General features: G+C 73.2%; 22 protein-coding genes. 12 read left to right on the top strand and 10 right to left on the bottom strand.

Features of this window, described 5'->3' with window-relative positions; all coding sequences use genetic code 11:
• Positions 1 to 10 precede the first annotated feature (10 nt).
• The 3 genes from DDJ31_RS08095 to hmgA are packed head-to-tail and all read right to left on the bottom strand — an operon-like array spanning position 11 to position 3,311.
• On the bottom strand, positions 11 to 1,171 hold the full coding sequence (locus DDJ31_RS08095) for a type ISP restriction/modification enzyme (protein WP_127180966.1): 1,161 nt from the start codon (positions 1,169 to 1,171) through the stop codon (positions 11 to 13).
• A gap of 26 nt (positions 1,172 to 1,197) precedes the next feature.
• On the bottom strand, positions 1,198 to 1,947 hold the full coding sequence (locus tag DDJ31_RS08090) for a GntR family transcriptional regulator (protein WP_127182903.1): 750 nt from the start codon (positions 1,945 to 1,947) through the stop codon (positions 1,198 to 1,200).
• Positions 1,948 to 1,988: 41 nt separating this feature from the next.
• A complete protein-coding gene (gene hmgA, locus DDJ31_RS08085; protein ID WP_127180967.1) occupies positions 1,989 to 3,311 on the bottom strand; it encodes a homogentisate 1,2-dioxygenase in 1,323 nt (440 codons plus the stop codon).
• A gap of 168 nt (positions 3,312 to 3,479) precedes the next feature.
• Between hmgA and DDJ31_RS08080 the strand changes: the two genes are divergently transcribed.
• The 7 genes from DDJ31_RS08080 to DDJ31_RS08050 all read left to right on the top strand — a co-directional run bounded on the left by DDJ31_RS08080 (position 3,480) and on the right by DDJ31_RS08050 (position 12,113).
• Positions 3,480 to 4,235 carry a hypothetical protein gene (locus tag DDJ31_RS08080; protein WP_127180968.1) on the top strand — a complete coding sequence of 252 codons (756 nt, stop codon included), beginning with the start codon at positions 3,480 to 3,482 and terminating at the stop codon, positions 4,233 to 4,235.
• Entirely contained in the window at positions 4,232 to 4,873 is a 642-nt protein-coding gene (locus DDJ31_RS08075) for a TetR/AcrR family transcriptional regulator (RefSeq protein ID WP_127180969.1), read from the top strand. The genes DDJ31_RS08080 and DDJ31_RS08075 overlap by 4 nt, the downstream gene beginning before the upstream one ends.
• Before the next feature lie 143 nt (positions 4,874 to 5,016).
• The gene (locus DDJ31_RS08070) at positions 5,017 to 6,501 is read left to right on the top strand and encodes a CitMHS family transporter (RefSeq protein WP_127180970.1); all 1,485 of its coding nucleotides are present in this window, start codon (positions 5,017 to 5,019) and stop codon (positions 6,499 to 6,501) included.
• A 20-nt stretch (positions 6,502 to 6,521) separates the two neighbouring features.
• Positions 6,522 to 7,838, top strand: a complete 1,317-nt coding sequence (locus DDJ31_RS08065) for an MFS transporter (protein ID WP_127180971.1) — start codon at positions 6,522 to 6,524, stop codon at positions 7,836 to 7,838.
• A 329-nt stretch (positions 7,839 to 8,167) separates the two neighbouring features.
• Positions 8,168 to 9,502 (top strand): ABC transporter ATP-binding protein, encoded by a 1,335-nt coding sequence (locus DDJ31_RS08060; protein ID WP_127180972.1) that lies wholly within the window; start codon positions 8,168 to 8,170, stop codon positions 9,500 to 9,502.
• A 129-nt stretch (positions 9,503 to 9,631) separates the two neighbouring features.
• Entirely contained in the window at positions 9,632 to 11,020 is a 1,389-nt protein-coding gene (locus DDJ31_RS08055) for an aldehyde dehydrogenase family protein (protein WP_127180973.1), read from the top strand.
• Between the two features lie 10 nt (positions 11,021 to 11,030).
• Complete coding sequence (locus DDJ31_RS08050) at positions 11,031 to 12,113, top strand: zinc-binding dehydrogenase (protein WP_127180974.1); 1,083 nt, start codon at positions 11,031 to 11,033, stop codon at positions 12,111 to 12,113.
• A 13-nt stretch (positions 12,114 to 12,126) separates the two neighbouring features.
• Here the strand turns inward: DDJ31_RS08050 and DDJ31_RS08045 are convergent, their stop codons facing one another.
• From DDJ31_RS08045 to DDJ31_RS08035, 3 genes are all read right to left on the bottom strand, one after another.
• The gene (locus DDJ31_RS08045; RefSeq protein ID WP_431028520.1) at positions 12,127 to 13,122 is read right to left on the bottom strand and encodes a DMT family transporter; all 996 of its coding nucleotides are present in this window, start codon (positions 13,120 to 13,122) and stop codon (positions 12,127 to 12,129) included.
• Between the two features lie 371 nt (positions 13,123 to 13,493).
• On the bottom strand, positions 13,494 to 14,204 hold the full coding sequence (locus DDJ31_RS08040) for an ArsR/SmtB family transcription factor (RefSeq protein WP_127180975.1): 711 nt from the start codon (positions 14,202 to 14,204) through the stop codon (positions 13,494 to 13,496).
• 58 nt (positions 14,205 to 14,262) lie between these two features.
• On the bottom strand, positions 14,263 to 14,910 hold the full coding sequence (locus tag DDJ31_RS08035; RefSeq protein ID WP_127180976.1) for a TetR/AcrR family transcriptional regulator: 648 nt from the start codon (positions 14,908 to 14,910) through the stop codon (positions 14,263 to 14,265).
• A 74-nt stretch (positions 14,911 to 14,984) separates the two neighbouring features.
• Between DDJ31_RS08035 and DDJ31_RS08030 the strand changes: the two genes are divergently transcribed.
• From DDJ31_RS08030 to DDJ31_RS08020, 3 genes are all read left to right on the top strand, one after another.
• Positions 14,985 to 16,136: an acyl-CoA dehydrogenase family protein gene (locus tag DDJ31_RS08030; protein WP_127180977.1), complete on the top strand. Its 1,152-nt coding sequence runs from the start codon at positions 14,985 to 14,987 to the stop codon at positions 16,134 to 16,136.
• 60 nt (positions 16,137 to 16,196) lie between these two features.
• Positions 16,197 to 16,442 (top strand): YiaA/YiaB family inner membrane protein, encoded by a 246-nt coding sequence (locus tag DDJ31_RS08025; protein ID WP_127180978.1) that lies wholly within the window; start codon positions 16,197 to 16,199, stop codon positions 16,440 to 16,442.
• A gap of 153 nt (positions 16,443 to 16,595) precedes the next feature.
• Positions 16,596 to 17,231 (top strand): TetR/AcrR family transcriptional regulator, encoded by a 636-nt coding sequence (locus tag DDJ31_RS08020; protein WP_127180979.1) that lies wholly within the window; start codon positions 16,596 to 16,598, stop codon positions 17,229 to 17,231.
• Between the two features lie 22 nt (positions 17,232 to 17,253).
• On the opposite strand, the gene DDJ31_RS08015 is transcribed toward DDJ31_RS08020, so the two are convergent.
• Positions 17,254 to 17,715 (bottom strand): MaoC family dehydratase, encoded by a 462-nt coding sequence (locus DDJ31_RS08015; RefSeq protein ID WP_127180980.1) that lies wholly within the window; start codon positions 17,713 to 17,715, stop codon positions 17,254 to 17,256.
• A gap of 117 nt (positions 17,716 to 17,832) precedes the next feature.
• Here DDJ31_RS08015 and soxR point away from each other — a divergent pair, with 117 nt between their 5' ends.
• Complete coding sequence (gene soxR / locus DDJ31_RS08010) at positions 17,833 to 18,330, top strand: redox-sensitive transcriptional activator SoxR (protein ID WP_276319318.1); 498 nt, start codon at positions 17,833 to 17,835, stop codon at positions 18,328 to 18,330.
• Positions 18,331 to 18,411: 81 nt separating this feature from the next.
• Here soxR and DDJ31_RS08005 read toward each other — a convergent pair whose 3' ends face one another.
• On the bottom strand, positions 18,412 to 19,017 hold the full coding sequence (locus DDJ31_RS08005; RefSeq protein WP_127180982.1) for a hypothetical protein: 606 nt from the start codon (positions 19,015 to 19,017) through the stop codon (positions 18,412 to 18,414).
• A 221-nt stretch (positions 19,018 to 19,238) separates the two neighbouring features.
• Between DDJ31_RS08005 and DDJ31_RS08000 the strand changes: the two genes are divergently transcribed.
• Positions 19,239 to 22,025, top strand: a complete 2,787-nt coding sequence (locus DDJ31_RS08000; RefSeq protein ID WP_127180983.1) for a penicillin acylase family protein — start codon at positions 19,239 to 19,241, stop codon at positions 22,023 to 22,025.
• A gap of 16 nt (positions 22,026 to 22,041) precedes the next feature.
• Here the strand turns inward: DDJ31_RS08000 and DDJ31_RS07995 are convergent, their stop codons facing one another.
• Both DDJ31_RS07995 and DDJ31_RS07990 read right to left on the bottom strand, forming a co-directional pair.
• Positions 22,042 to 23,388 carry a serine-threonine protein kinase gene (locus tag DDJ31_RS07995; protein ID WP_127180984.1) on the bottom strand — a complete coding sequence of 449 codons (1,347 nt, stop codon included), beginning with the start codon at positions 23,386 to 23,388 and terminating at the stop codon, positions 22,042 to 22,044.
• An 82-nt stretch (positions 23,389 to 23,470) separates the two neighbouring features.
• The gene (locus DDJ31_RS07990; protein WP_127180985.1) at positions 23,471 to 24,709 is read right to left on the bottom strand and encodes an exo-beta-N-acetylmuramidase NamZ family protein; all 1,239 of its coding nucleotides are present in this window, start codon (positions 24,707 to 24,709) and stop codon (positions 23,471 to 23,473) included.
• Between the last annotated feature and the right edge of the window lie 686 nt (positions 24,710 to 25,395).

The following is a 25,395-nucleotide window of genomic DNA, read 5'->3' as shown; positions in this document are numbered from 1 at the left end:
GCCCCGCCCGCTACAGCAGCGCGAACTGCCCGTCAGGGCCCTCCTCGTGGTGATCGAGGACCGACGCCGGGCGCCGGGACGCCCGCGGCGGCGGCAGGACGGCCGCCCCGCGCAGCTCCGTCGCCGTGATCGGCGCGGTCACCCGCAGCCCGGCCCGCTCCTCGCCCACCTCCGCCATCAGCGTCAGCACGGTGATCAGCTCCAGCAGCTCCGACGTCCAGGACTGCGGCCAGAGCGCCGGGCGGATCGCCGCGAGGCCGCCCTCCTCGGGCTCCGCGGTCCTGGCGGTGAACCACTCCTGAATGAGCGGGACTTGCCCCGTCCGGAACTCCCACGCGGCCGGCGGCACCGGGGAGACCCGGCCCTCGTCCAGGTGCAGGGTCTCCTCGGCGCGGTCGTAGCGCAGGGTCAGCGGGCGGGACGGCAACGGGGCGCGGACATAGGGGCGACGGCCGCCGGGCAGCCGGGGGCGCTCGCCGTCGCGCAGCATCAGCCACAGCGCCCTGCGCCCCGACTCGACGCCACGGGACCACAGTTCGGGGTCGGAGGTGAGCGGCACCGTCAGGTCGTCGCGGACGGCCGTGACGATCCAGGCCAGCACGTCACGCGGGGTGGGGGAGAGGCCGAGCCGGGCGGCCAGCAGGTCGATCAGGCCGGGGGCCAGGTTGGGTTCGGTGCCGCCGGGGCGGCGGAACAGCGGGCGCACCCGGCCGGGCCGCAGCAACGGCAGACAGGAGGTGGCGAGCAGCGGGGGAGCCTCGGGTGCCGTCGCCGTCTCCACCACGAAGACCTGCCGGTCGTCGGCCACCCGCCACAACTCGGGGCGGGCCGCGTCGATCAGCCGGTGATCGGGGATCAGCCACCGCTCGTCGAAGGGCGCGCTCAGCACCCGGACAGGATCGGGGCACGGGCCCGCGGCGCGCGCCAGCCTCCCGGTGCCGCCCTCCTGCCCCGGCAGCTGCCCCACCGCCGTGTGCGTGGTGCGGGCCCTGGTCGGCTCGAACAGGGCCTCGCGCTCTTGGCCGTCGGCCTTCAGGAGGGCGTCCCAGCGGGCTCTCAGGGAGGCCGGGTCGGGGCCCGTCGGCCACCCCCGGCCGAGCCGCGGCGGTGCGACGGACCACGGCATGAGGTCCGCCAGCGGCGGAGCGTCGTCGTGCGGCACGCTGGGCATCGTAAAGCCTGTCACGGAGCGTTGTCTCAGGTGGCGTCCAGCGTCACCGTGAAGGAGAAGCGGTCGCCCCGGTAGTGGATGACGGCCGCGTCGAGGACCCGCCCGCCGTGGTCGTAGGTGACGCCCGTGTAGTGCAGGATCGGGCTGAGCAGCGGGACTTCGAGGAGTCTCGCGGTCTCCGGGTCGGCCAGCCGGGCCTGCACGGTGTCGGTGATCCGGGCGATGTCCACGCCCGGGAGGTCCTGGAGCACCTTGGTCATCGGGCGGCGCGCGAGGTCGGCCGGGTCGATCCGGTCGGCCAGCTCGGGACGGACGTAGTTGCGGGCGTGGTTGGTGGGTTCGCCGGTCTTCTCGTCGCCGCGCAGCCGGTGGTACGTCGCCACCTCCGTCAGGTTGGGGAAGAACTCGGCGAGTTCGGCGGGGACCGGCGCCGTGCCGTGTGCGAGCAACTCGGCCGCCATGCCGGACTGCTGGGCCACGATCGCGTCCACCGAGCCGAGCAGCCGCACCGGGGCGCCCCGCCGGGCGCTCGGCTCGATGAACGTGCCCCGGCGGCGGTGCCGGGTGATCAGACCCTCGTCCTCCAGCTCCTTCAGCGCCTGCCGCATGGTCAGCACGCTCACCCCGTAGTGGCCCGCCAACTGCTCCTCGGTGGGCAGCCGCAGCGGGTCCCGGGGCGAGCGGCCGAGTATCGAGGCGCGCAGCGACTGCGACACCTGGTACCAGAGCGGCAGCTTGCGGTTCAGGACGATCGAGTCGGGGGCGAAGGAGGTCACGGGTCCGTCCGTACCGTCGGCGGGGTCTGCGGTGGACTCCATTAAACAGAGCGGAAGTGCCGTTCGAGACCGTGCCAGACGTCGTCGTAGCGCTCCTGGAGGTGGCCGGCGCCCGCCGCGTGCGGTGTCAGCGTCAGCGGCCAGCGGGTCTCGAACATGAACGCGAGGCCGTCGTCGATCCGTTGCGGCCGCAGCTCGGCCGCGCTCGCCCGGTCGAACGTCTCCCGGTCCGGGCCGTGCGCGGACATCATGTTGTGCAGCGAGCCGCCGCCCGGCACGAAGCCCTCCGCCTTGGCGTCGTAGGCGCCCTCGATGAGCCCCATGTACTCGCTCATCACGTTGCGGTGGAAGTACGGCGGCCTGAAGGTGTCCTCGCCCACCAGCCAACGCGGCGCGAACACCACGAAGTCGACGCCCGCGAGACCCGGGGTGTCCGAGGGGGACGTCAGCACCGTGAAGATCGACGGGTCCGGATGGTCGTAGGAGACCGTCCCGATGACGTTGAAGCGGCGCAGGTCGTAGACGTACGGGACGTGGTTGCCGTGCCAGGCGACGACGTCGAGCGGGGAGTGGTCGTAGTCGGCCGTCCAGAGGTTGCCGCAGAACTTGTTGACCACCTCGACCGGGCCCGCCGCTCCGTCGACGTCCTCGTACGCGGCGACCGGTGCCCTGAAGTCCCGTGCGTTCGCCAGGCCGTTGGCGCCGATCGGGCCGAGGTCGGGCAGCCGGAAGGGGGCGCCGTAGTTCTCGCACACGTAGCCGCGCGCCGAGCCGTCGAGCAGCTCCACCCGGAACCGCACCCCGCGCGGGATCAGCGCCACCTCGCCCGGCTCGGCCCGCAGCAGCCCGAACTCGGTGCGCAGCAGCAGCCCGCCGCGCTCGGGGACGATCAGCAGCTCGCCGTCGGCGTCGCTGAACACCCGTCGCATCGACCGGTCGGCGTGGTAGAGGTGCACGGCCATGCCGGTGCGCTGGGTCGCGTCGCCGTTGCCGCCGAGGGTCCAGAGTCCGGCCAGGAAGTCGGTGCCCTCGGGCGGTGCGGGCAGCGGGTTCCAGCGCAGCCGGTTCGGGTCGGGCGTCACCTCGGTGAACGGGCCGGTGCGGATCGCGCCGTTCTCGGTGCGGGTGAAGGCCGGGTGGGCCGCGGACGGCCGGATCCGGTAGAGCCAGGAGCGCCGGTTGTGGGCCCGCGGCTCGGTGAACGCCGTTCCGCTCAGCTGCTCCGCGTAGAGCCCGAGCGGGGCGCGCTGCGGCGCGTTGCGGCCCTCCGGCAGCGCCCCCGGAACCGCCTCGGAGCTGTGTTCGTCGCCGAAACCGGAGAGATATCGCAGTCCCTCCGCGGCCGTGCGCGCGTCCCCGCTCATGATCGCTCCCTTGCGGTCTGATTCCTATGCATCACCGTAGGATTGCGGTTTCCCTCGCGCAAGAGGGAGACCGCTCTCCTGCGGATTCCCGGTGACCGCGCGGGAAGAACGACCGGAACGAGACGGCGGGGGGATCCACGGGTCGGACCCGTGTTCTACGCTCCGGGCATGTCGTGGATTCGGGGGACCTCAGCCGTACTCGCGGTCTGCGCCCTGGCGCTGACCGGAACCACCGGCTGCGCCGCGGGGGACGGCCGGGTCCGCGGCGCGAGCACCGCCTCACCCACCCCGGCCGGCAAGCTGCTGCGCGGCACCGACAAGGAGGGCAGGCACTTCCGGGAGGTCCCCGAGGAGGGCGCCCCCGAGGTCGGCATCGAGGTGCAGCCGGACGCCGACGACGCCTGGAGCGTCCGGCTCACCGTCCGCCGCTTCCGCTTCTCACCGGCCGGCACGCGGGCCCGCGCGGTGCCGGGACAGGGCTTCGCGTTCCTCTTCGTCGACGACCGCCTGGTGACCCGGCTGCGCGGCGTCACGTACCGCATCCCGGCCCGCCTCGTGCCCCGCGGCACCCACCACGTCACCGCCCGCCTCTACGCCGACGACGGCACCGCGTGGGCGGTCGCGGGCGAGCCCGTCCAGAGCACGGCCGACATCACGGCCTCGGACGTGGCACCGGATGCCCGGACGACGGCGCGGGCGCGGACCGCGCCGGACCTCCCGCAGACCTCGCGGGCCCGGACGGCACCGGGCACCCGGGCTCCTCTGGGCGCCTCCGCGGCCCCCGTCGCCGTCGCCCGTTCCCTGGCACCGCGTGCCGGGTTCACCCCGGGCACCCCGAATGTCGCGAGTGCGTTGAGTGAGGGGGGCACCGATCCGCGTACGGGGAGACGACGTTCACCCGCCCCCGCCGGAAAGGCATCATGAAGACCGTGTCCCACGCGCCCTCGCTGCGCCGCGCCCCCGTGCAGCGGCGCAGCGCCGAACGGCTCACCCGCATACTCGACGCCTGCGCGGACCTGCTGGACGAGGTCGGCTACGACGACCTGAGCACCCGGGCCGTCGCCCAGCGGGCCGGCGTGCCCATCGGCTCCGTGTACCGCTTCTTCGGCAACAAGCGGCAGATGGCGGACGCCCTCGCCCAGCGCAACCTGGAGCGCTTCACCGAGCGCGTCACCGACCGCCTCCACGGGGACGGCACCCCGGAAGGCGCCGGCGTCGGCGACTGGCGCACCGCCATGGACGCCGTCCTCGACGAGTACCTCGTCATGAAGCGCACCGCGCCCGGCTTCTCCCTCGTCGACTTCGGCAACCAGATACCGGTCGGCTCCCGGCACAGCGAACCCAACCACCGGGTCGCCGACCGCCTCACCGACCTGCTGGCCGGCTACCTCGACCGCGAGCCGGACGACGACCTGCGCCGCAGCTTCCTGGTCGCGGTGGAGACCGCCGACACCCTGGTCCACCTGGCGTTCCGGGTCGCCCCCGAGGGGGACGCGCGGATCATCGAGGAGGCGCGGCTGATGCTGCGCGCCTACCTGGGCCGGGTACTGGACGGGTCCTGACCGCAACCGCACGTCTGTGACCAGGAATTCTGCGCTTATTGCTCGCATGTCAACGTCTTGTTAACGCCGTTTGACGGGACCTAACGTCGACCCACCGCCGGCCCCAGGTGGGATGTTCAAGGGCGAACGTTAGGTATCCACTCATGCTGACCATCCTCGGCTTCACCATGATCGCGACCTTCCTGGTCCTGATCATGCTGAAGAAGATGTCGCCGATCGCGGCGCTCGTGCTGATCCCGGCGCTGTTCTGCGTCTTCGTCGGCAAGGGTGCCCACCTCGGCGACTACGTCATCGACGGCGTCACCAGCCTGGCGCCCACCGCGGCGATGCTGATGTTCGCGATCGTCTACTTCGGCGTCATGATCGACGTCGGCCTCTTCGACCCGATCGTCCGGGGCATCCTGAGGTTCTGCAAGGCCGACCCGCTGCGGATCGTCGTCGGCACCGCGGTGCTCGCGGCGATCGTCTCGCTCGACGGCGACGGCTCGACCACCTTCATGATCACGGTCTCGGCGATGTACCCGCTGTACAAGCGCCTGAAGATGTCCCTGGTCGTGATGACCGGCGTCGCCGCGATGGCCAACGGCGTGATGAACACCCTGCCGTGGGGCGGCCCGACCGCCCGCGCCGCCACCGCCCTCAAGATCGACGCGAGCGACATCTTCGTCCCGATGATCCCGGCGCTCGCCGTCGGCCTGGTCTTCGTGATCGCCCTCGCCTACGTCCTCGGCCGCCGCGAGCGCACCCGGCTCGGCGTGCTCACCCTCGACGACGTGCTGGTCGAGGAGAAGACGGCCGGGAGCGAGACCGTCCTGGTCGGCGCGGGCGCCGAGAAGACCCCGCGGAACGGCTCCACCACCGGCACCGGCCCGGTCGCGTCGCCCGCCCCCGGCGGCGGTTCCGGCTCCGGGACGGACGCCGACCGCCCGCAGCCGCCGTCCGACGAGACCCCCGACCGCACCCCCGACGAGACCCCCGACGGCGACTTCCAGGGCCTCGACCCGCACCGCGCCACCCTGCGCCCCAAGCTCTACTGGTTCAACGCGCTGCTCACGGTCGTCCTGCTGACCGCCATGATCATGGAGTTGCTGCCGATCCCGGTGCTGTTCCTGCTCGGCGCCGCGACCGCGCTCACCGTCAACTTCCCCCACATGCCCGACCAGAAGGCCCGCATCGGCGCGCACGCCGAGAACGTCCTCAACGTGTCCGGCATGGTCTTCGCCGCCGCCGTCTTCACCGGCGTCCTCCAGGGCACCGGCATGGTCGACCACATGGCCGAGTGGCTGGTCGCCAACATCCCCGACGGCATGGGCCCGCACATGGCCTTCGTCACCGGCGTCCTGAGCATCCCGCTCACCTACTTCATGTCGAACGACGGTTTCTACTTCGGCATCGTCCCGGTGCTCGCCGAGGCGGGCGCCGCCCACGGGGTCTCCCCGCTGGAGATCGCCCGCGCCTCCCTCGTCGGCCAGCCGCTGCACATGTCCAGCCCGCTGGTGCCCGCCGTCTACGTCCTGGTCGGCATGGCCAAGGTGGAGTTCGGCGACCACACCCGGTTCGTCGTCAAGTGGGCCGCCCTGACCTCCCTCGTGGTCCTCGGGGCCGGAATCCTGTTCGGCATCGTCTGATCGCGCGGGAGGACACCGTCATGGCGCCCGGTGGCAACCGCGGCTGGCTGCTCCGCCTCGTCATCGCCTTCGGCTTCGCGCAGGGGGCGGTGTCGATGGCCAGGCCCGCCGTCTCCTACCGGGCCCTGTCGCTGGGCGCGGACGAGCGCGCCATCGGCGTCATCGCCGCCGTCTACGCCCTGCTGCCGCTCTTCGCGGCCGTACCGCTCGGCCGCCGCACCGACCACGGCCGCTGCGCGCCGCTGCTGCCGGCCGGCGTGATCCTGATCTCCGGCGGCTGCGCGCTCAGCGGACTCGCCGGCTCGCTCGCCACGATGGCGCTGTGGAGCGGGGTGATGGGGCTCGGCCACCTCTGCTTCGTGATCGGCTCGCAGTCGCTGGTCGCCCGCCGGTCCGCGCCGCACGAACAGGACCGCGACTTCGGCCACTTCACCATCGGCGCCTCCCTCGGCCAGCTCGTCGGCCCGATCGCCGCGGGCGCGCTGATCGGCGGCCAGGACATGGCCGCGGGCAGCGCGCGGGCCCTGCTGGTGGCGGGCGCGGGCGCGGCGGCCGGCTGCGCCTGGCTGTGGCGTGTCGAGGACCGGACGACGGCCACCGCACGGCCGGGCGCGGGGCAGCGGGTGCCGGTCGCGCGGATCCTGCGGACCCGCGGCGTGCCCGCGGGGATGCTGGTCAGCCTGTCGGTGCTGTCCGCCACGGACATCCTCACCGCGTACCTCCCGGTGGTCGGCGAACACCGGGGCATCGCGCCCTCGGTGGTCGGCGTGCTGCTCAGCCTGCGCGCGGGCGCCACCATCGCCTGCCGCCTGGTGCTCACCCCGCTGCTGCGGCTGCTGGGACGGCCGGCCCTGCTGGCGGTGACCTGCCTCCTCGCGGCGGTGCTGTGCGCGGGCGTCGCGGTCCCGGCGCCGGTCTGGGCGCTCGCCCTGACGCTGACGGCGCTCGGCTTCTGCCTCGGCGTCGGACAGCCGCTCTCCATGACGACGGTGGTCCAGGCGGCCCCCGAGGGCGCCCGCTCCACGGCGCTCGCGCTGCGCCTGACCGGCAACCGCCTCGGCCAGGTCGCTGCGCCCGCGACGGCGGGCCTGGTGGCCGGAGCGGCGGGCGTGGCGGCCCCGTTCGTGATGCTGGGCGCGCTGCTGCTGCTCTCCGCGGGAGTCTCCTGGCGGTCCCCGTCCCGGCCGGCCCCGGCACAGCACCCGCAGCCCCCGGCACAGCACCCGCGGACCCAGGCACAGCACCCGCAGACCCCGCCGGGACCCCAGGAGCCCACGAACTCCCTGGCACAGCAGCCCACTTCGACGGCACCGACGGCACCGACGACGGAGCCCTGACGGCACCCTCCCGGAACCCGCGGAGACCGCCCACCCCGGACCCCGCACGCCTCACCCCCGTCACGCCGCCCGCCTCGCCCTGGCTTCCGCCCCTCCGACAGCCCCGCCTCCCGCATGCCCACTCCCGACATCCCACCCCCGGCGCCGCCCTCCGGAAGGAAATCCTCCGTTTTCTCGTATCGCGGACGATCGCCCCCGATCCGGCCGAATCGCTTCCCCCGCGCGCGTACATTCCGTTAACTTCCGTGACCCACAGGCCCCGTACCTCACGTGCGGGGCATCCGTACACGGAGCATCAGCGCCCGAATCCGCCACCGGGGGCACCGGACATGACACGCGCCATCTCTCTGCACGACGTGAGCAAGACCTACACGCGGGGCGTCCGCGTGGTGGACCGGCTGTCGTTGGACATCGCACCCGGCGAGTTCCTCGTCCTGCTCGGTCCCTCGGGGTGCGGCAAATCCACCGTCCTCAGAATGATCGCCGGCCTGGAGGAGGTCACCGAGGGGCAGTTGCTGCTCGACGGCGAGTACGCGAACCATCTGATCCCGGCCGAGCGCGACGTCGCGATGGTCTTCCAGAACTTCGCGCTCTACCCGAACATGACGAGCCGCGGCAACATCGGCTTCCCGCTGCGCGTCGAGAACCCCGGCGCGGACCCGGGCCCGCGGGTCGACGCCACCGCCCGCATGCTCGGCATCGAGGACCTCCTCGACCGCTACCCGGGCCAGCTCTCCGGCGGCGAACGCCAGCGCGTCGCCATGGGCCGGGCCATCGCCCGCCACCCCTCCGTCTTCCTGATGGACGAGCCGCTGTCCAACCTGGACGCCAAGCTCCGCAACCATCTGCGCGCCGAAATAGCCCGCCTCACCCGTGAATTGGGCGTCACCACGGTGTATGTCACCCATGACCAGGCGGAGGCCATGTCGCTCGGGGACCGGGTAGCGGTGCTGCGCGGCGGCGTCCTCCAGCAGGTCGGCAGCCCCCGCTCGGTGTACGCCCTGCCCCGCAACGTCTTCGTCGCCGCCTTCATCGGCACCCCGCGCATCAACCTGCTGCGCGGCCTGGTCCGTGCCCCGCTGGACGGCGCGATGACCATCAGCCTCGGCAAGCAGTTCCTGCGGCTGCCCGAACCCCTCTCCCTCGACCACCAGTTGCTGCGGGTGCAGCAGGGCCGCGAGGTCATCGTCGGACTGCGCTCGGAGGCGATCCGTATCGCCAAGCGCGCCGACGCGCGGCCGGGGGAGGCGGTGCTCACCGGTCTCGTCGAGCACGTCGAGTTCCAGGGCCACGAGGTCCTGGTGCACTTCAACACCGGCTCGCAGGCGGCCGTCGTGCCCGATCTGGAGGCGCCGCGCCCGGTCGCCCGTCCCTCGCGGCGGCGGCGCCGCGAGGGGTCGGGGGTCCTGGACCGGCTCAGGGAGCGGGCCGGATCGCTGCGGGCCGGGCCCGTCGTCGCGCTGGACGATCCGCCGGACACCGCTCCCAGGCCCGCCGAGCCCCGCCTGCCCGGCGATCTGGTGGTGCGGACCACGCCGGACATCGACCTCAGGCACGGCATGCAGGTGCCGCTGCTCGTCGACATCGCGCATCTCTTCGTCTTCGACCAGCACGGTGAACGGATCTCCCCGGCGCCGGCCCGGCTGCCGGACCTGGACGAGTGATTACGCGGGGCGGGTGACGTCCTGGGCGGGCACCGGGTGGCACGCGGTGCCCTGCATCTCTGGCGCCGGAAAACTATCGCCGCTAGTTTATGAGGCGGACGACGACGTACCCGCCCGGGAGGACGCACGATGAAGGCACACGACGGCATGTACCTCGACGGCGCCTGGCGCCCCGCCGCGGGGGCGGACACCATCGAGGTCGTGAACCCGGCCGACGAGCAGGTCATCGGCCGGGTCCCGGCGGGCGACGCCTCCGACATCGACGCCGCCGTGCGGGCCGCCCGCGCCGCGCTCCCCGGCTGGGCCGCGACCCCGCCCGCCGAGCGCGCCGCCCGGCTCGCCGCGCTGCGGGACGCGCTGGCCGCCCGCGAGGACGAGATCGCCGAGACGGTCACCGCCGAACTCGGCTCACCGCTGCCGTTCTCGCGGTCCGTCCACGCGGCCCTGCCGATCGCCGTGGCCGGCTCGTACGCCGAACTCGCCGCGACCCATGCCTTCGAGGAGAGGACGGGCAACTCCACCGTCCTGCTGGAGCCGGTCGGCGTGGTCGGTGCGATCACCCCCTGGAACTACCCGCTGCACCAGATCGTCGCCAAGGTCGCCCCCGCGCTCGCGGCCGGCTGCACCGTCGTCCTCAAGCCCGCCGAGGACACCCCGCTGGTCGCCCAGCTGTTCGCCGAGACGGTGCACGAGGCGGGGGTGCCCGCGGGCGTCTTCAACCTGGTCACCGGGCGCGGCCCGGTCGCGGGACAGGCCCTCGTCGAGCACCCGGGCGTCGACCTGGTGTCCTTCACCGGCTCCACCGCCGTCGGCCGGCGCATCGGCGCGCTCGCGGGCGCGGCGGTCAAGAGGGTCGCCCTGGAACTCGGCGGCAAGTCGGCCAACGTCATCCTGCCCGGCGCGGACCTCGCCCGCGCGGTCAACGTCGGGGTCGCCAACGTCATGTCCAACTCCGGGCAGACGTGCAGCGCGTGGACCAGGATGCTCGTCCACCGCGACGAGTACGAGCAGGCGGTGACCCTCGCCGCGACGGCCGCCGCCAAGTACGGCGACCGGATCGGCCCGGTGGTGAACGCCACCCAGCGGGCCAGGGTGCGCGGTTACATCGACAAGGGCGTCGCCGAGGGCGCCAGGCTGGTCGCGGGCGGCACCGAGTCCCCGCACCCGCGCGGCTACTTCGTCAGCCCCACCGTCCTCGCCGACGTCACCCCCGACATGACCGTCGCCCAGGAGGAGATCTTCGGCCCGGTCCTGACGATGCTGCGCTACGAGGACGAGGAGGACGCCCTGCGCATCGCCAACGGCACCGTCTACGGCCTGTCCGGAGCCGTCTGGGCGGCCGACGACGCGGCGGCCGCCGCCTTCGCCCGCCGGATGGAGACCGGGCAGGTCGACATCAACGGCGGACGGTTCAACCCCCTCGCCCCCTTCGGCGGCCACAAGCAGTCAGGCGTGGGCAGGGAACTCGGCACGCACGGCCTCGCCGAGTTCCTCCAGACCAAGTCCCTCCAGTTCTAGGAGCGTTCGCATGGTTCGCGCAGCCGTTCTGCCCGCCGTCGGCGCCCCCCTGGAGGTCACCGACATCGCCCTGCCCGCGCCTGGCCCCGGCCGGGTCCGGGTCCGGCTCGCCGCCGCCGGCGTCTGCCACTCCGACCTCTCCCTCTCCGACGGCACCATGCGGGTACCGGTCCCCGCGGTCCTCGGCCACGAGGGCGCCGGCACGGTCGTCGCCGTCGGCGAGGACGTCACCGGCGTCGCCCCCGGCGACCAGGTCGTCCTCAACTGGGCTCCCGCCTGCGGCCGTTGCCACGCCTGCTCGCTCGGCGAGGTCTGGCTGTGCGCCAACGCCCTGGCGGGCGCCGCCGACGTGTACGCCCACCGCGCCGACGACGGCGCCGACCTCCACCCCGGCCTGAACGTCGCCGCGTTCGCCGAGGAGACCGTCGTCGCCGCTTCCTGTCTGCTGCCGCTGCCCGACGGCATCCCCCTCACCGACGGGGCCCTCCTCGGCTGCGCGGTCCTCACCGGCTACGGCGCGGTCGTCCACTCCGCCCGGGTCCGCGCGGGTGAGACGGTCGCCGTGTTCGGCGTCGGGGGGGTGGGGCTCGCGGCCCTCCAGGCGGCCAGGATCGCGGGCGCCGCACGGATCGTCGCCGTCGATGTCTCCCCGCGCAAGGAGGAGTTGGCGCGGGCCGCCGGAGCCACCGACTACCTGGTCGCCTCCGACACCACGGCCCGCGAGATCCGCGCCCTCACCGGGAAGCAGGGCGTGGACGCGGCGATCGAGTGCGTGGGCCGCGCCACCACCATCAGGACCGCCTGGGACTCCACCCGGCGCGGCGGCCGCACCACCGTCGTCGGCATCGGCGGCAAGGACCAGCAGGTCACCTTCAACGCCCTGGAGATCTTCCACTGGGGCCGCACCCTGGCGGGCTGCGTGTACGGCAACGCCGACCCCGCCCGCGACCTCCCGGTCCTCGCCGGACACGTCCGCGCGGGCCGCCTCGACCTGGGCGCCCTGGTGACGGAACGGATCGGCCTCGACGGCATCCCGGCGGCCTTCGAGAACATGCTCGCGGGCAAGGGCGGCCGAGCGCTCGTGGTCTTCTGAACGAGCGCCCCGCCTAATCCCGTTCCGCCGGAGGGGCCGCCGACCCGGCCTCCTCCGCGCGGCGTTCCCCCGAGGACGCGGGCAACTCCGCACTCCGCGCGCGGAGTTCGCCGTCGACGCGCGTCCTCGGCCGGGACCGGGACACCGCGACCCCCGCCAGGCAGAGCAGCCCGCCCGCCAGCGTCAGCAGGCCCGGCACCTCGCCGAGCAGCAGCCACGACATCAGGACGACGAGGGCGGGCACCGCGTACGTGGTCGCGCCCATCCGGCTCGCGGTCGTACGGGCCAGCGCGTACGCCCAGGTGGTGAAGGCGAGGGCGGTCGGGAAGACGCCCAGGTACACCATGTTGAGGGTCGCCGACACAGGCGCGTCCGCGAGGCCCCGCGCCAACTGCCCCGTGAACGGCAGACAGCCCAGGGTCCCGACCAGACAGCCGAACGTCGTCACCTGCAACGGGCTCGCGCTGCCCAGCGCGGGCTTCTGCGCGACGACACCGGCCGCGTAGGCGACGGCGGCCAGCAGACACATCACCACCCCGAGCACCGACGACCCGCCGTCCCCCGACATCGACAGGCCCACGGTCACCGCCCCGGCGAACGACACCGCCATGCCCGCCAGCAGCCGGGGCGGCATCGGGTCGCCGAGCAGCCGGTTGCCGAGGAGCGCGATGAGGATCGGCCCGATGTTCACGACGAGGGCGGCGGTACCGGCGTCCACCCGCTGCTCCGCCCAGTTGAGGGCGACCATGTAGAACCCGAACCAGACGACACCGGAGACGAGGATGCCCCGCCACGCGGCCCGCGGCGGCCACCCCACCCGCCGCACCGCGCACAACACCCCCAGCGCCAGCGTGCCGGAAGCCAGCCGTCCGAGCGCCAGCGCGCCCGGCGGATAGGCGGCTCCCGCGCTCCTGATCGACACGAAGGCGGAGGCCCAGAGCACGACGGTGACCACGGCGGCACCGGCCGCGAGCAGTTCGGTCCGGCGGGCGGGGGAGACGTTCATCATGGTCCCTGAGCGTAGGAGGGGCGCCGCCGAAGGGCGCGCGGATTTCGGACGAGGCGGTGGAGGGGCGCCGGGCGCCGGTAGCGGTGCTGGTGCTGGTGCCGGTCGGCGCGGAGACGGAGACGGTGGCGGTACGGAGGTCGACGGCCAGGAGACAGGACGGGCACCGTCGGCCCGCAGCCCGCAGCCCGCAGCCCGCAGCCCGCAGCCCGCAGGAGAGCGCGGCCGTCACCGCGTCGCCTCCGCCGGTACTCCGGCGGTCCGCCGTCCGCAGAGGCCCGCGGCCGTCACCGCAGCGCCCGCCCCCGCACCTGAGCGGCCCGCCCCCGCACCTCAGCAGCCCGCTGCCGTGCCTCGCGGGGGTCCGCGGCCCGTCACCGCAGCGCCTCCGCCGTGACCCCCAGCAGCTCGCGCAGGGCCGCTTCCCCGGTCGGCGTCACCCGTACGGCCCGCTCCGAGCCGATCCGCGCGCACCAGCCCGTCTCCAGGGCGTGCCGGCACAGCGCGGCCCCGGCGGCGCCCGCGAGGTGCGGGCGCCGTTCCGTCCAGTCGAGGCAGGCGCGGGCCAGGGGGCGGCGGCCCGCGCGGTCGAGCGGGATTCCGGTCGCCGCGAACCACCGGAGACCCGCGTCGGTGAGCGCGAACCCGGTCTCCCGCAGCAGCAGGCCGCGCTCGGCGAGGGCGTCGGTCACCGCGACGCCCAGCCGGCCCGCGAGGTGGTCGTAGCAGGTGCGGGCGCGGGCCATCGCGGAGTCGGCGGTCGCCGCCCGCAGTCCGGCGCGCGCGGGAAGGTCGGAGCCGCCGGTGCCTGCGGCCAACTCCTCCACCAGTTGGGCGGCCCGCGCGTCGGCGAGCCGTACGTAGCGGTGGCGCCCCTGCCGTTCCTCGGCGAGCAGCCCGCCGGTGACGAGCCGGTCCAGGTGACCGCTGAGCGTGGACGGCGCGACCCCCGCGTGCCGGGCCAGCTCACCCGCGGTCCAGGCCCGTCCGTCGAGGAGGGCGAGGAGGCAGGCGGCGCGTGTCTCGTCGGCGACGAGCCCGGCGAACCGGGCCAGCCGGGCCGCCCGGGGGTCCCTGGTGGTCATGGGTCCAGCATGCGCCCGGGACGCTTCGGCCGGGACCGAAGTGTGCCGGGGCGCGGACTCAGGACTCCGACTCCGGGGCCAGCCGCGCGTACTGCTGCGCGAGGCCGTCGAGCAGCGCCGTCAGGCCGGTCTCGAAGGCCCGTTCGTCGATCTTCTCCTGCTGGTCGGCGAGGAGGTGGGCCTGGCCGAGGTGGGGGTAGTCGGCGGGGTCGTAGGCGCTCTGGTCGTCGACGAAGCCCCCGGCGAACGAGCCGAGCGCGGAGCCCATGATGAAGTACCGCATCAGCGCGCCGATCGAGGTGGCCTGGGCCGGCAGCCAGCCCGCGTCGACCATCGCGCCGTACACCGCGTCGGCGAGCCGCAGCGCGGCCGGGCGGCGGCCGGGGCCGCGGGCCAGTACCGGGACGATGTTCGGGTGGTCGCGCAGCGCGGCCCGGTAGGAGACCGCCCAGTCGCGCAAAGCGGTCCGCCACTGCCTGCCGTCCTCGAACATCGACAGGTCGACCTGGGCGCTCACCGAGTCGGCGACCGCCTCCAGGATCTCGTCCTTGGTGCGGAAGTGGTTGTAGAGGGACGGCCCGCTCACCCCCAGCTCGGCGGCCAGCCGGCGGGTGGAGACGGCCGCGAGCCCCTCCGCGTCGACCAGCGCGCGGGCGGTCGAGACGATGCGGTCGGTGCTGAGGAGGGGCTTGCGCGGTCGGGCCATGGCGCACATAGTAGGGCTGCGACCACAAACTAGCAGTGCTAATTTAAGGGCACGTCCCAGTGGGGTGACTCGGCATGAACCTGGAGCTCAGCGAGGAGCAGAGCGCCGTACGGCAGCTCGCCCGTGACTTCGTGGCCCGCGAGATCGCCCCGCACGTCGTCGCCTGGGACCGGGCCGAGAACGTCGACCGGGACATCGTGAGGAAGCTCGGCGAGGTCGGCTTCCTCGGCCTCACCGTCGACGAGGAGTACGGCGGCAGCGGCGGCGACCACCTCGCGTACTGCCTGGTCACCGAGGAGCTGGGGCGCGGCGACTCGTCCGTGCGCGGCATCGTCTCGGTCTCCCTCGGCCTGGTCGCCAAGACCGTCGCCGCCTGGGGCGACGAGGAGCAGAAGCGGCGCTGGCTGCCGGGGCTCACGGCCGGCGAGTACGTCGGCTCCTTCGGCCTCACCGAACCCGGCACCGGATCGGACGCAGGCAGCCTCACCACCCGGGCGGTGCGCGACGGCGACACCTACGTCATCGACGGCACCAAGACCTTCATCACCAACGGCACCTGGGCCGACGTCGTCCTGCTCTTCGCCCGCTCCACCGACGCCCCGGGCCACAAGGGCGTCTCCGCGTTCCTGGTCCCCGCCGACACCCCGGGCCTGACCCGCCGCACCCTGCACGGCAAGCTCGGGCTGCGCGGCCAGGCCACCGCCGAACTGGTTTTCGACGGCGTCCGGGTGCCGGCCTCCGCGATGCTCGGCCCGGAGGGCAAGGGCTTCTCGGTCGCCATGTCGGCCCTCGCCAAGGGGCGGATGTCGGTGGCGGCGGGCTGCGTCGGCATCGCCCAGGCCGCCCTGGACGCGGCCGTGCGGTACGCGGGCGAGCGCGAGCAGTTCGGCAAGCCCATCGCCCAACACCAACTGGTGCAGGAGCTGATCAGCGACATCGCCGTCGACGTGGACGCGGCCCGGCTGCTGACCTGGCGGGTCGCCGATCTGGTCGACCGCGGCGAGCCGTTCGCCGTCGAGTCCTCCAAGGCCAAGCTGTTCGCCTCGGAGGCCGCGGTGCGCGCCGCCAACAACGCCCTCCAGGTCTTCGGCGGCTACGGCTACATCGACGAGTACCCGGTCGGCAAACTGCTGCGGGACGCCCGGGTGATGACCCTCTACGAGGGCACCAGCCAGATCCAGAAGCTGCTCATCGGCCGCGCCCTGACCGGTGTCTCGGCGTTCTGAGTAGCCGGCTGAGTAGCTGGGCGGATACCGCACGCGGCGGGGTCGGCCGATGCTGTCGGCATGACTGACACCTCGGGCAAGCAGCAGAACACGGCGGCCTTCTACGGCCAGGCCGTCGCCTCCTTCTCCGTCGCCATGGCCGCGACCGCCGTCGGCATCTTCCGGCTGCACGCCGACGCCTGGGTGCGCGCCTTCCTCGCCATCGCCGTCCTCTACCTGGTCACCTCGTCCTTCACCCTCGCCAAGGTGATCAGGGACCGCCAGGAGTCCGCGCACCGCCCGCACGGCCCCTTCGAGAAGTTCTGACCGCCCCGCGCGGCCGCCCGCACCTTGGCGACTCCCGCCCCGCGACCTCCCGCGCCTCGGCGGCCCGGCGCACTCCGGCGGACGGCACGCTAAGCGGGCGCTCACCTTCGGCGGTATGGTGGGGCGGATGTCGGCGAGAGGGGCAGGCCAGCGATGAGTACGGCGCAGGAGACGACCGGCGGCGAGGTCGAGCCGTGGGAGCAGGTCACCCCTGACGCGGCCAGGCGCCTGCTCGTCGCCGCGGTGGAGGCCTTCGCCGAGCGCGGCTACCACGCCACCACGACCCGCGACATCGCGGGCCGGGCCGGCATGAGCCCGGCCGCGCTCTACATCCACTACAAGACCAAGGAGGAACTCCTCCACCGGATCAGCCGGATCGGCCACGACAAGGCACTGGACATCCTGCGCACCGCGGCCCGCGCCGAGGGCAGCCCGGCCGAGCGGCTCGCCGAGGCCGTCCGCTCCTTCGTCCGCTGGCACGCAGGCCGGCGCACCACCGCCCGGGTCGTGCAGTACGAACTCGACGCGCTCGGGCCCGACGCCCGCGCCGAGATCCTCGCGCTGCGCCGGCAGGTCGACGCGGAGGTCCGCGGGATCGTCGAGGAGGGCGTGGCCGCGGGCGACTTCGACGTCCCCGACGTGCAGGGCACCACCCTCGCGATCCTCTCGCTCTGCATCGACGTCGCCCGCTGGTTCAACGTCGGGGGCCCGCGCACCCCGGACGAGGTCGGCGCGCTCTACGCCGACCTCGTGCTGCGGATGGTCGCGGCCCGGCCGGCGGCGGCCTGACCCCGCGCCGGCCCGCGGCGGTCTACAGGTAGTAGCGGGACACCGACTCCGCCACGCAGACCGGCTTCTCGCCGCCGTCGCGTTCCACGGTGAAGCCGACGGTGACCTGGATGCCGCCGGTCACGTCCTCGACGCCGTTGATCCTGGCCGTCGCGCGCAGCCGGGAGCCGACCGGCACCGGGGCGGGGAAACGGACCTTGTTGGTGCCGTAGTTGACGCCCATCCGCACGCCCTCGACGGCGAGCAGCTGCGGTCCGAACAGCGGCAGCAGGGAGAGGGTCAGATAGCCGTGCGCGATGGTCGTGCCGAACGGCCCGGCCGCGGCCTTCTCCGGGTCCACGTGGATCCACTGGTGGTCCCCGGTGGCCTCGGCGAACAGGTCGATCCGCTTCTGGTCGACCTCCAGCCAGTCGGTGTACCCCAACTGCTCGCCCACCGCCGCCTTCAGCTCCTCGGCGGACGCGAAAATCCTCGGCTCTGCCATGTCCCGGCCTCCCTGCCTACCTCTGCCCGATATCCCTAAGCGACTGCTTAGCATGGTCGGGCGGGAAACCGATGTCAACGGAGCTCGCGAGCCGCGCGGATGGGTAGGCTCGACGGAGTGCCCCAGATTCCCGAGACGATCCACGAACTCACGGTCGGCCAGCTCGCCGCGCGCAGCGGGGCCGCCGTCTCCGCCCTGCACTTCTACGAGTCCAAGGGTCTGATCAGCAGCCGTCGCACCACCGGCAACCAGCGCCGCTACCACCGGGACGCGCTGCGCCGGGTGGCCTTCGTGCGGGCCGCGCAGCGGGTCGGCATCCCGCTGGCCACGATCCGCGAGGCCCTCGCCGAACTGCCCGAGGAGCGCACTCCGACCCGCGAGGACTGGGCGCGGCTCTCGGCGGCCTGGCGCTCCGAACTGGACGAGCGCATCAACCAGCTCAACCGGCTGCGCGACCACCTCACCGACTGCATCGGCTGCGGCTGTCTTTCGCTCGACACCTGCGTGCTCTCCAACCCGGACGACGTCTTCGGTGAACGGGCTTCGGGTTCCCGCCTGTTGGTGGAGCGCGGGGCGGCGGCCCGCCGGGTGGAAGCGCCCGGAGACCGGGACTGACGGCGGTCGTCGGCGCGCGGACGGTTCTGTCGGCGCCGGTGTTACAGGGGGTGCGGCATCCCCGGCGCACCCCCGCTCAGCTCAGGCCACCGAGACCAGCAGCCTTCCGCGCCGTGCGTCGGCCAGGGCCTCGGGCGTGAGCACGGGCCGCGGTACGAGGATTCCGCAGTGGGTGCAGACCGGGCCCGTGGAGGGCTCGTGGTCCAGGTCGTACCTCCACACCAGTTGGTCCCCGCCGCACACCGGGCACCCATCGCCCGGGTCGCGTTCCAGCGCGGAGATCAGCAGCCGCAGCACCTCGGCCAGCGGCTCACGGGGGTGGAGCCGCGGGTCGTCGCACCAGGCGACCCCGAAGCCGCCCCAGGTCAGCCGGTGCCAGTCGTCCACCGTGCCGGGCCTGCGCAGCCCGTCGTGCTTCTCCTTCTTGCGGCGCTCGGCGAAGTCGACCTCGTAGGCCAGCCACACCGAACGCGCCTCTTCCAGTTCGTCCAGTGCGGCCACGAGCCGCACCGGATCGGGGGATCGGTCCTCAGCACCGAACCCGGCCCGGGAGCACAAGTGGTCCCAGGTCGCCCTGTGCCCGTAGGGAGCGAACCGCTCCAGGCACTTGCGCAGCGAGTAGCGCCGCAGTGCCAGATCGCTCCGCGGATCCCGGACCTGTCTCGCCAGACTCCGAAAACCGGCCATCGCCCTGCACCTCCGTCACACCTGCACTGGTACTTCGGTCACTTCGGCGTCGTCGTACGGACGTCGCCGAATAGACGTATCGACAAGCGATTCGGCTCCATCCGATTTCCGATGCCCTCCATAAGCCGTTGCCCCGACTCCAAAAAGTGACGCATGTTCATCTTCTATCCCGGGGATACCGGCGGTAACGTCCCGGCCCACCCTCGTCGGTAGGAGCTGCCATGGCACGGCGTACCCCACGCAACGTTCTCGACAGACTGAGAACTCCCCGCGGATTCCCCGGGTTCCTGAAGAGCACCGCGATATGCGTCCTGATTGCCGGACTTTTGTCTCCGCTTTCCCAAGCGGTGGCAGCCCCGCAGGTCACGGCCTCGAACGACTACTGCGGCGGACAGTGTTCCGACATCCTGCCGCCCGGCGAGAACGGCAACGCCACCCTCGCCCAGATCCTCCTCAACCAGGCGTTCGGCACCCAGCCCGCGCACGCCGAGGACCAGCTCGGCCCCTACGCCAACCTGGCCACGGGCTACTCCGCCCTCGCCGACGCCAAGATCAACACCTTCTTCAACGACGCCTCGTTCGGGGTCGCCGCCGACCAGGTCGCCTCCACCGAGAAGCCCGGCGGCCGCACCGACGTCACCATCGTCCGCGACAAGAAGGCCGGCATCCCGCACATCACCGGCACCACCCGCTACGGCACCGAGTACGGCGCCGGCTACGCGGCGGCCGAGGACCGGCTCTGGCTGATGGACGTCTTCCGGCACGTCGGACGCGGCCAGCTGACCGCCTTCGCCGGCGGCGCCCCCTCCAACCAGGGCCTCGAACAGGAGTTCTGGCGCAACGCCCCTTACACCGAGGCCGACCTCCAGGCCCAGATCGACAGCGCCGTGGCCAACGCGGGCGCCCGCGGCCAGCAGGCGCTCGCCGACGCCAACGCCTACCTCGCCGGCGTCAACGCCTACATCGACGCCTCCGACAGCGGCCGCTACTTCCCCGGCGAGTACGTCCTCACCGGACACAAGGACTCCATCACCAACGCCGGCACCATCGACCACTTCAAGATCACCGACCTGGTCGCGCTGGCCTCCGTGATCGGCGCGCTCTTCGGCTCGGGCGGCGGCGGCGAGGTCAACAACGCCCTCTCGCTGCTCGCCGCGCAGTCCCAGTACGGGCTCGAACAGGGCACCAAGGTCTGGGAGTCGTTCCGTGAACGCAACGACCCCGAGGCCGTCCTCACCGTCCACGACGGCAAGAGCTTCCCGTACGCCACCAAGCCCGCCACCGCGCAGGGCCAGGCGCTGCCCGACGCCGGCTCGGTGAGCCAGGAGCCCCTGGTCTACGACCGCACCGGATCGGCCGCCACCGCCGGCGCCACCACCACCTCCACGACGGCCGCCGCCACCGCCCTCACCTCCGCCAGACGCGGCATGTCCAACGCCCTGCTGGTCAGCGGCAAGTCCACGGCCAGTGGCCACCCCGTCGCCGTCTTCGGACCGCAGACCGGCTACTTCGCCCCGCAGCTGCTGATGCTCCAGGAGATCCAGGGCCCCGGCCTCAGCGCCCGCGGCGCGTCCTTCGCCGGACTCAGCCTCTACGTGGAACTCGGGCGCGGCCAGGACTACTCCTGGTCGGCGACCACCTCGGGCCAGGACATCATCGACACCTACGCCGTCGAACTGTGCCAGGACGACTACCACTACCTCTACCACGGCACCTGCACGGCCATGGACAAGGTCGAGCAGAAGAACGCCTGGACCCCGACGACGGCCGACTCCACCGCCGCCGGCTCGTACACCATGCGGGTCTGGCGCACCAAGTACGGACCCGTCGAGTACCGGGCCACGGTCGGCGGCAAGAAGGTCGCCTACACCACCCTGCGCTCCTCCTACATGCACGAGGCCGACTCCATCATCGGCTTCCAGATGCTCAACGACCCCGACTACGTGACGAGCCCGCAGACCTTCCAGAGCGCGGTCCAGCACATCAACTACACCTTCAACTGGTTCTACGCCGACTCCCAGCACACCGCCTACTACAACAGCGGCGACAACCCGGTGCGCGCCACCGGCATCGACCCCGAGTTCCCGGTCTGGGCGCAGGCCGCCTACGAGTGGAAGAACTGGGTCCCGGCCACCAACACCGCCGACTACACGGCGGCTTCGGCCCACCCCAACTCCATCGACCAGGACTACTACATCTCCTGGAACAACAAACAGGCCCTCGACTACTCGACCGCGTCCTGGGGCGACGGCTCCGTGCACCGCGGCAACCTGCTGGAGGACCGGGTCAAGAAGCTGGTCGCGGCCGGCGGGGTGACCCGCACCGCCCTGGTGAAGGCGATGGCCGACGCGGCACTCGCCGACCTGCGCGCCGAGGACGTGCTGCCCAAGCTGCTCAAGGTCGTCACCAGTTCGACGGTCACCGACACCACGGCCGCCGCCGCGGTGACCAAGCTCCAGACCTGGATCACCGCGGGCGCCCGCCGCACCGAGACATCGGCGGGCTCGAAGACGTACGCGAACGCCGACGCCATCCGCATCCTCGACGCCTGGTGGCCGCTCCTGGTCAAGGCCGAGTTCCAACCCGGCCTCGGCACCGGCCTGTACACCGCGATCACCGCCAACCTGCCGATCGACGAAGCGCCTTCGGCCGCGCACGGCCCGACCGGCGCGCACGCCGGAAGCTCCTTCCAGTACGGCTGGTGGAGCTACGTCGACAAGGACATCCGCGCGGTGCTCGGTGAGACCGTGCAGGGCGCGCTGCCGCAGAAGTACTGCGGCGCGGGCAGCCTCACCGCCTGCCGCGACCTGCTCATCTCCACCCTGAAGACGGCGGCGGGACAGACCGCGGCCCAGGTCTACCCGGGCGACGACCAGTGCTCGGCGGGCGACCAGTGGTGCGCCGACTCCATCGTCCAGCGCACCCTGGGCGGCATCAAGCACGGCAAGATCAGCTGGCAGAACCGGCCCACCTTCCAGCAGGTGGTGGAGTACACCTCGCACCGGTGACCTCCCTGGCGGCGGGTCAGCCGATCCGGCCCGCCGCCAGCACCAGCCGGGCCAGCTCCGGGTGCACGATGTCGCTGTGCGCCCCGCAGGGCGGGCCGCCGTGCCGGACGACGGCCGCCGCGTCCACGTTCACACACCCCTCCGCGGGCAGCGGCCCGCGCAGCGCCCCCGCCAGATCGAGCCCGCGGGTGCCGGGCACCCCCTGCACCCCGTCGTGGCCCATCGCGCCCCACCTGGGGCCCAGCCGCCGCCCGATGTCGACGCCGAGGAACGACTCGTCCTCGTCCGCCATCCGGGACGCCAGCGGGTACAGGGTGCCGAGCGCGGTGTCGAAGCGGGAGTGGCAGCACACCAACGGCCCGTCGATCCGGTTCTCCTGGCCCTGGAGCACCCCGCCCGCCCGCGCGTCGAAGGGCAGCCTGGCCGCGAACGTGTAGTGCGAGAACGCCCCTTGGAGGAGCGTCACCGACTTCACCGCGCGCACCCCCTCGGGCAGTCCGCCCAGCGCGAACGACACCAGCCGCCCGCCGAAGCTGTGCCCGACCAGATGCACCCGCAGCCCCGGCGCCCGCGCCGCCAACTGGCCCACCACAGGCCCGAGTCCCCGCTCCCCGACAGTGCCCGCCCGCCGCTTCATCGCGTAGTAGGTGGCCTGCCGCAGGAGTTCACGCGCCCCGTCCCAGGGATTCGGCAGCGCGAACTCCTCGGCCGCGACCGGCGATCCGGGCCCGGCGGCGGACCCCGGCGCCGCGAGACCCGCCAGCGCCTGGGCGAACTCCCCGCAGACCGCCGCCGTCTCCCCGGTCAGCAGCACCGGCTCGCTCTGCGGCACGCCCTCCGCCAGCGTGTCGGCGGCGAACAGCGGCTGCGGCCCGCCGGGCACCACCTCGACCAGCATCCGCACCAGCCGCCCGAACTCGGCGAACTCGTTCTCCTGGGCGTGCCGTTGGTCCAGCATCAGGGAGATCCGGCCGATCAGCTGCGCCTTGCCGGGGAACGTCTCCAGGAGCGCGTGCCGGGTCTCCTCGTCCAGCGCGGGAGCGGCGGCGGGCGGGGGAGCCGCGACGGAGGGCGCGGAGCGCGGGACGCGTTCGTCGCAGAACAGCATCGACGGCCAGATCACCCCCACGTACCCGATCCTGGCGTGCGGCGCGAAGCCGGGTATCGGCGCGTAGAAGTCGCCGTACAACCGGGTCGCGCCCGCGCGGTCGTTGTTCCAGCCGTGCGCGAAGACGATCAGGTCACGGAGCTGATGCCTCGTCACCTCGGCGAGCAGCCGGTCGCGTTCGGGGCCGTCCACCTCGCCGTCCGCGTCGAAGGTCAGTTCCCAGTACGGGGCCACGCTCATCCCAGGGTCTGCCATGACGGGCTCCTTCGTCCCCCGAAGCGCGGTGATGTGCCGCGTATCGTCCCGCCGCCGGGCGGCAAAGGCCAGACGGACGGGCTCATCGGTACAGGAGATGTTCCCGCCGGGTCCGCCGGAACGCCGCCAACTCCGCCTGCCAGGCCCCGACCACGTCGTCGGTGTCCGCCCCCGCGTCGATCATCGTGCGCACCGCGGCCGACCCGGTGAGCTTGTCGATCCAGTCGTCGGAGCGCCAGGCGAAGCCGTCCCACACCCGCCGCGCGGTCACCAGCAGCGCGATCCCGGTGCGCACCGGGTCGTAGGCGGCCCGGTCGTGCACATGGATCTGCACGCCCCCGACGGTCTGCCCCTGGAACTTGGAGAACGTCGGCGCGAAGTACGCCTCCCTGAAGTGCGCGCCGGGCAGCCCGAGCCGGCCCATCGCGGCGGCCCAGCGGCCGTCGAGGCCCGCGGCGCCGAGGAGTTCGAAGGGGCGGGTGGTGCCGCGCCCCTCCGAGAGGTTGGTGCCCTCGAAGAGACAGGTCCCCGGGTAGACGAGGGCCGTCTCCGGGGTCGGCATGTTCGGGCTCGGCGGCACCCAGGGCAGACCGGTCGCGTCGTAGAAGTCGGAGCGCCGCCAGCCGCTCATCGCCACCGTCGTCAGCGGCACCGGCGCGGCCAGGAACTCGGCGTTGAACAGCCGCGCCAGCTCCGCGACGGTCATGCCGTGCGCCTGCGCGATCGGCTGCCGTCCGACGAAGGTGGCGAACTCCTTGTGCAGCACCGGGCCTTGGGCGGCCCGCCCGGTCAGCGGGTTGGGCCGGTCGAGCACCACGAAGGAGAGGCCCGCGAGCCCTGCCGCCTCCATGCAGTCGTAGAGCGTCCACACATAGGTGTAGAAGCGGGCCCCGACGTCCTGGATGTCGAAGACGACGGTGTCGACGCCGGACGCGGTGAAGACGTCCGCGAGCCGCTGCCCGCTCGTGAGGTACGTGTCGTACACGGGCAGCCCGGTCGCCGGGTCGTCGTGCCTGCCCTCGGACCCGCCGGCCTGCGCGGTGCCGCGGAAGCCGTGCTCGGGCCCGAAGACGGCGGTCAGCTCGACCCGCCCGTCGGCGTGCATTACATCGACGATGTGACGGACGTCCCGGGTCACCCCGGTCGGGTTGGTGACGATCCCGACGCGCCGGCCGCGCAGCGCGGCGTAGCCGGTCGCGGCGAGATTCTCGAACCCGGTACGGAAGGGGACCCGCCGATGCCCCGAGGCGGCCGCGGGACGCGCGGCGGCCAGCGGAAGGGCGGTCGTCGCGCTGAGAACGGTACGTCGGGAGAGGCGCATGGAGGCACGGTAGGAGCCGCGCCGCCGCGGGGGAAGGGCACGGAGGGGTTGGGCCTGTCGCGGGGGAGGGGGGGAGGCCGGGGGTCCGGGGGAGAGAGGGGAAGCCGGGGAGGTCCCGGAGGCGCCGCGGTCTCCCGCCGGGCCGGTCGAGGGGGCCGGTCCGCCGGCCTTACATGCTGCCGGCTGCCGGCGGGGCGGGCGCCCCGGCTGAGCGCCTGGCTGCCTGCCGGCGGGACCCGGAGGGTGGTGCCCGGTCGTTCGCCCGGCAGGCGCTGCCCTTCGGCTGGCCGCTGTCCGCTCGCCAGGCACCACGCTCGTGCGCCCGGTCGTTCGCCCGGCGGCCGTCGCCTCCGAATCGCCCGGCTGCTCGCTCGGAGGGCGTCGCCTCCGAACCGCTCGGCGGCAACTGCCTCCGAGCACCCGGCTGTCCGCTGGGTGGGCGCCATCTCAGGCGTGACCGGCCGTCCGCTCACCGGGCGTCGGCTACGAACCGCCCGGCTGTCCGCTGGGCAGAGGCCGCCTGCCACGCGCCCGGCCGTCCGCTCGGCGGGCACCGCCCCTGTGCGCCCGGCCGCCCGCTCGCCAGCCACCACCCCGACCGCTCGGCCGACTTCTCGGCAGACACCGGCTCCCGGGACCCCCGCCCGTCTCCTCGGCAACAGGCACCCCCTCCCCACCGCCCTGGC

It is taken from the genome of Streptomyces griseoviridis (assembly GCF_005222485.1).
In the GTDB taxonomy this organism is placed as follows: domain Bacteria; phylum Actinomycetota; class Actinomycetes; order Streptomycetales; family Streptomycetaceae; genus Streptomyces; species Streptomyces hintoniae.
Note: the sequence above shows the minus strand (reverse complement) of the source record. Positions and strands in the feature narration are given on the sequence as shown.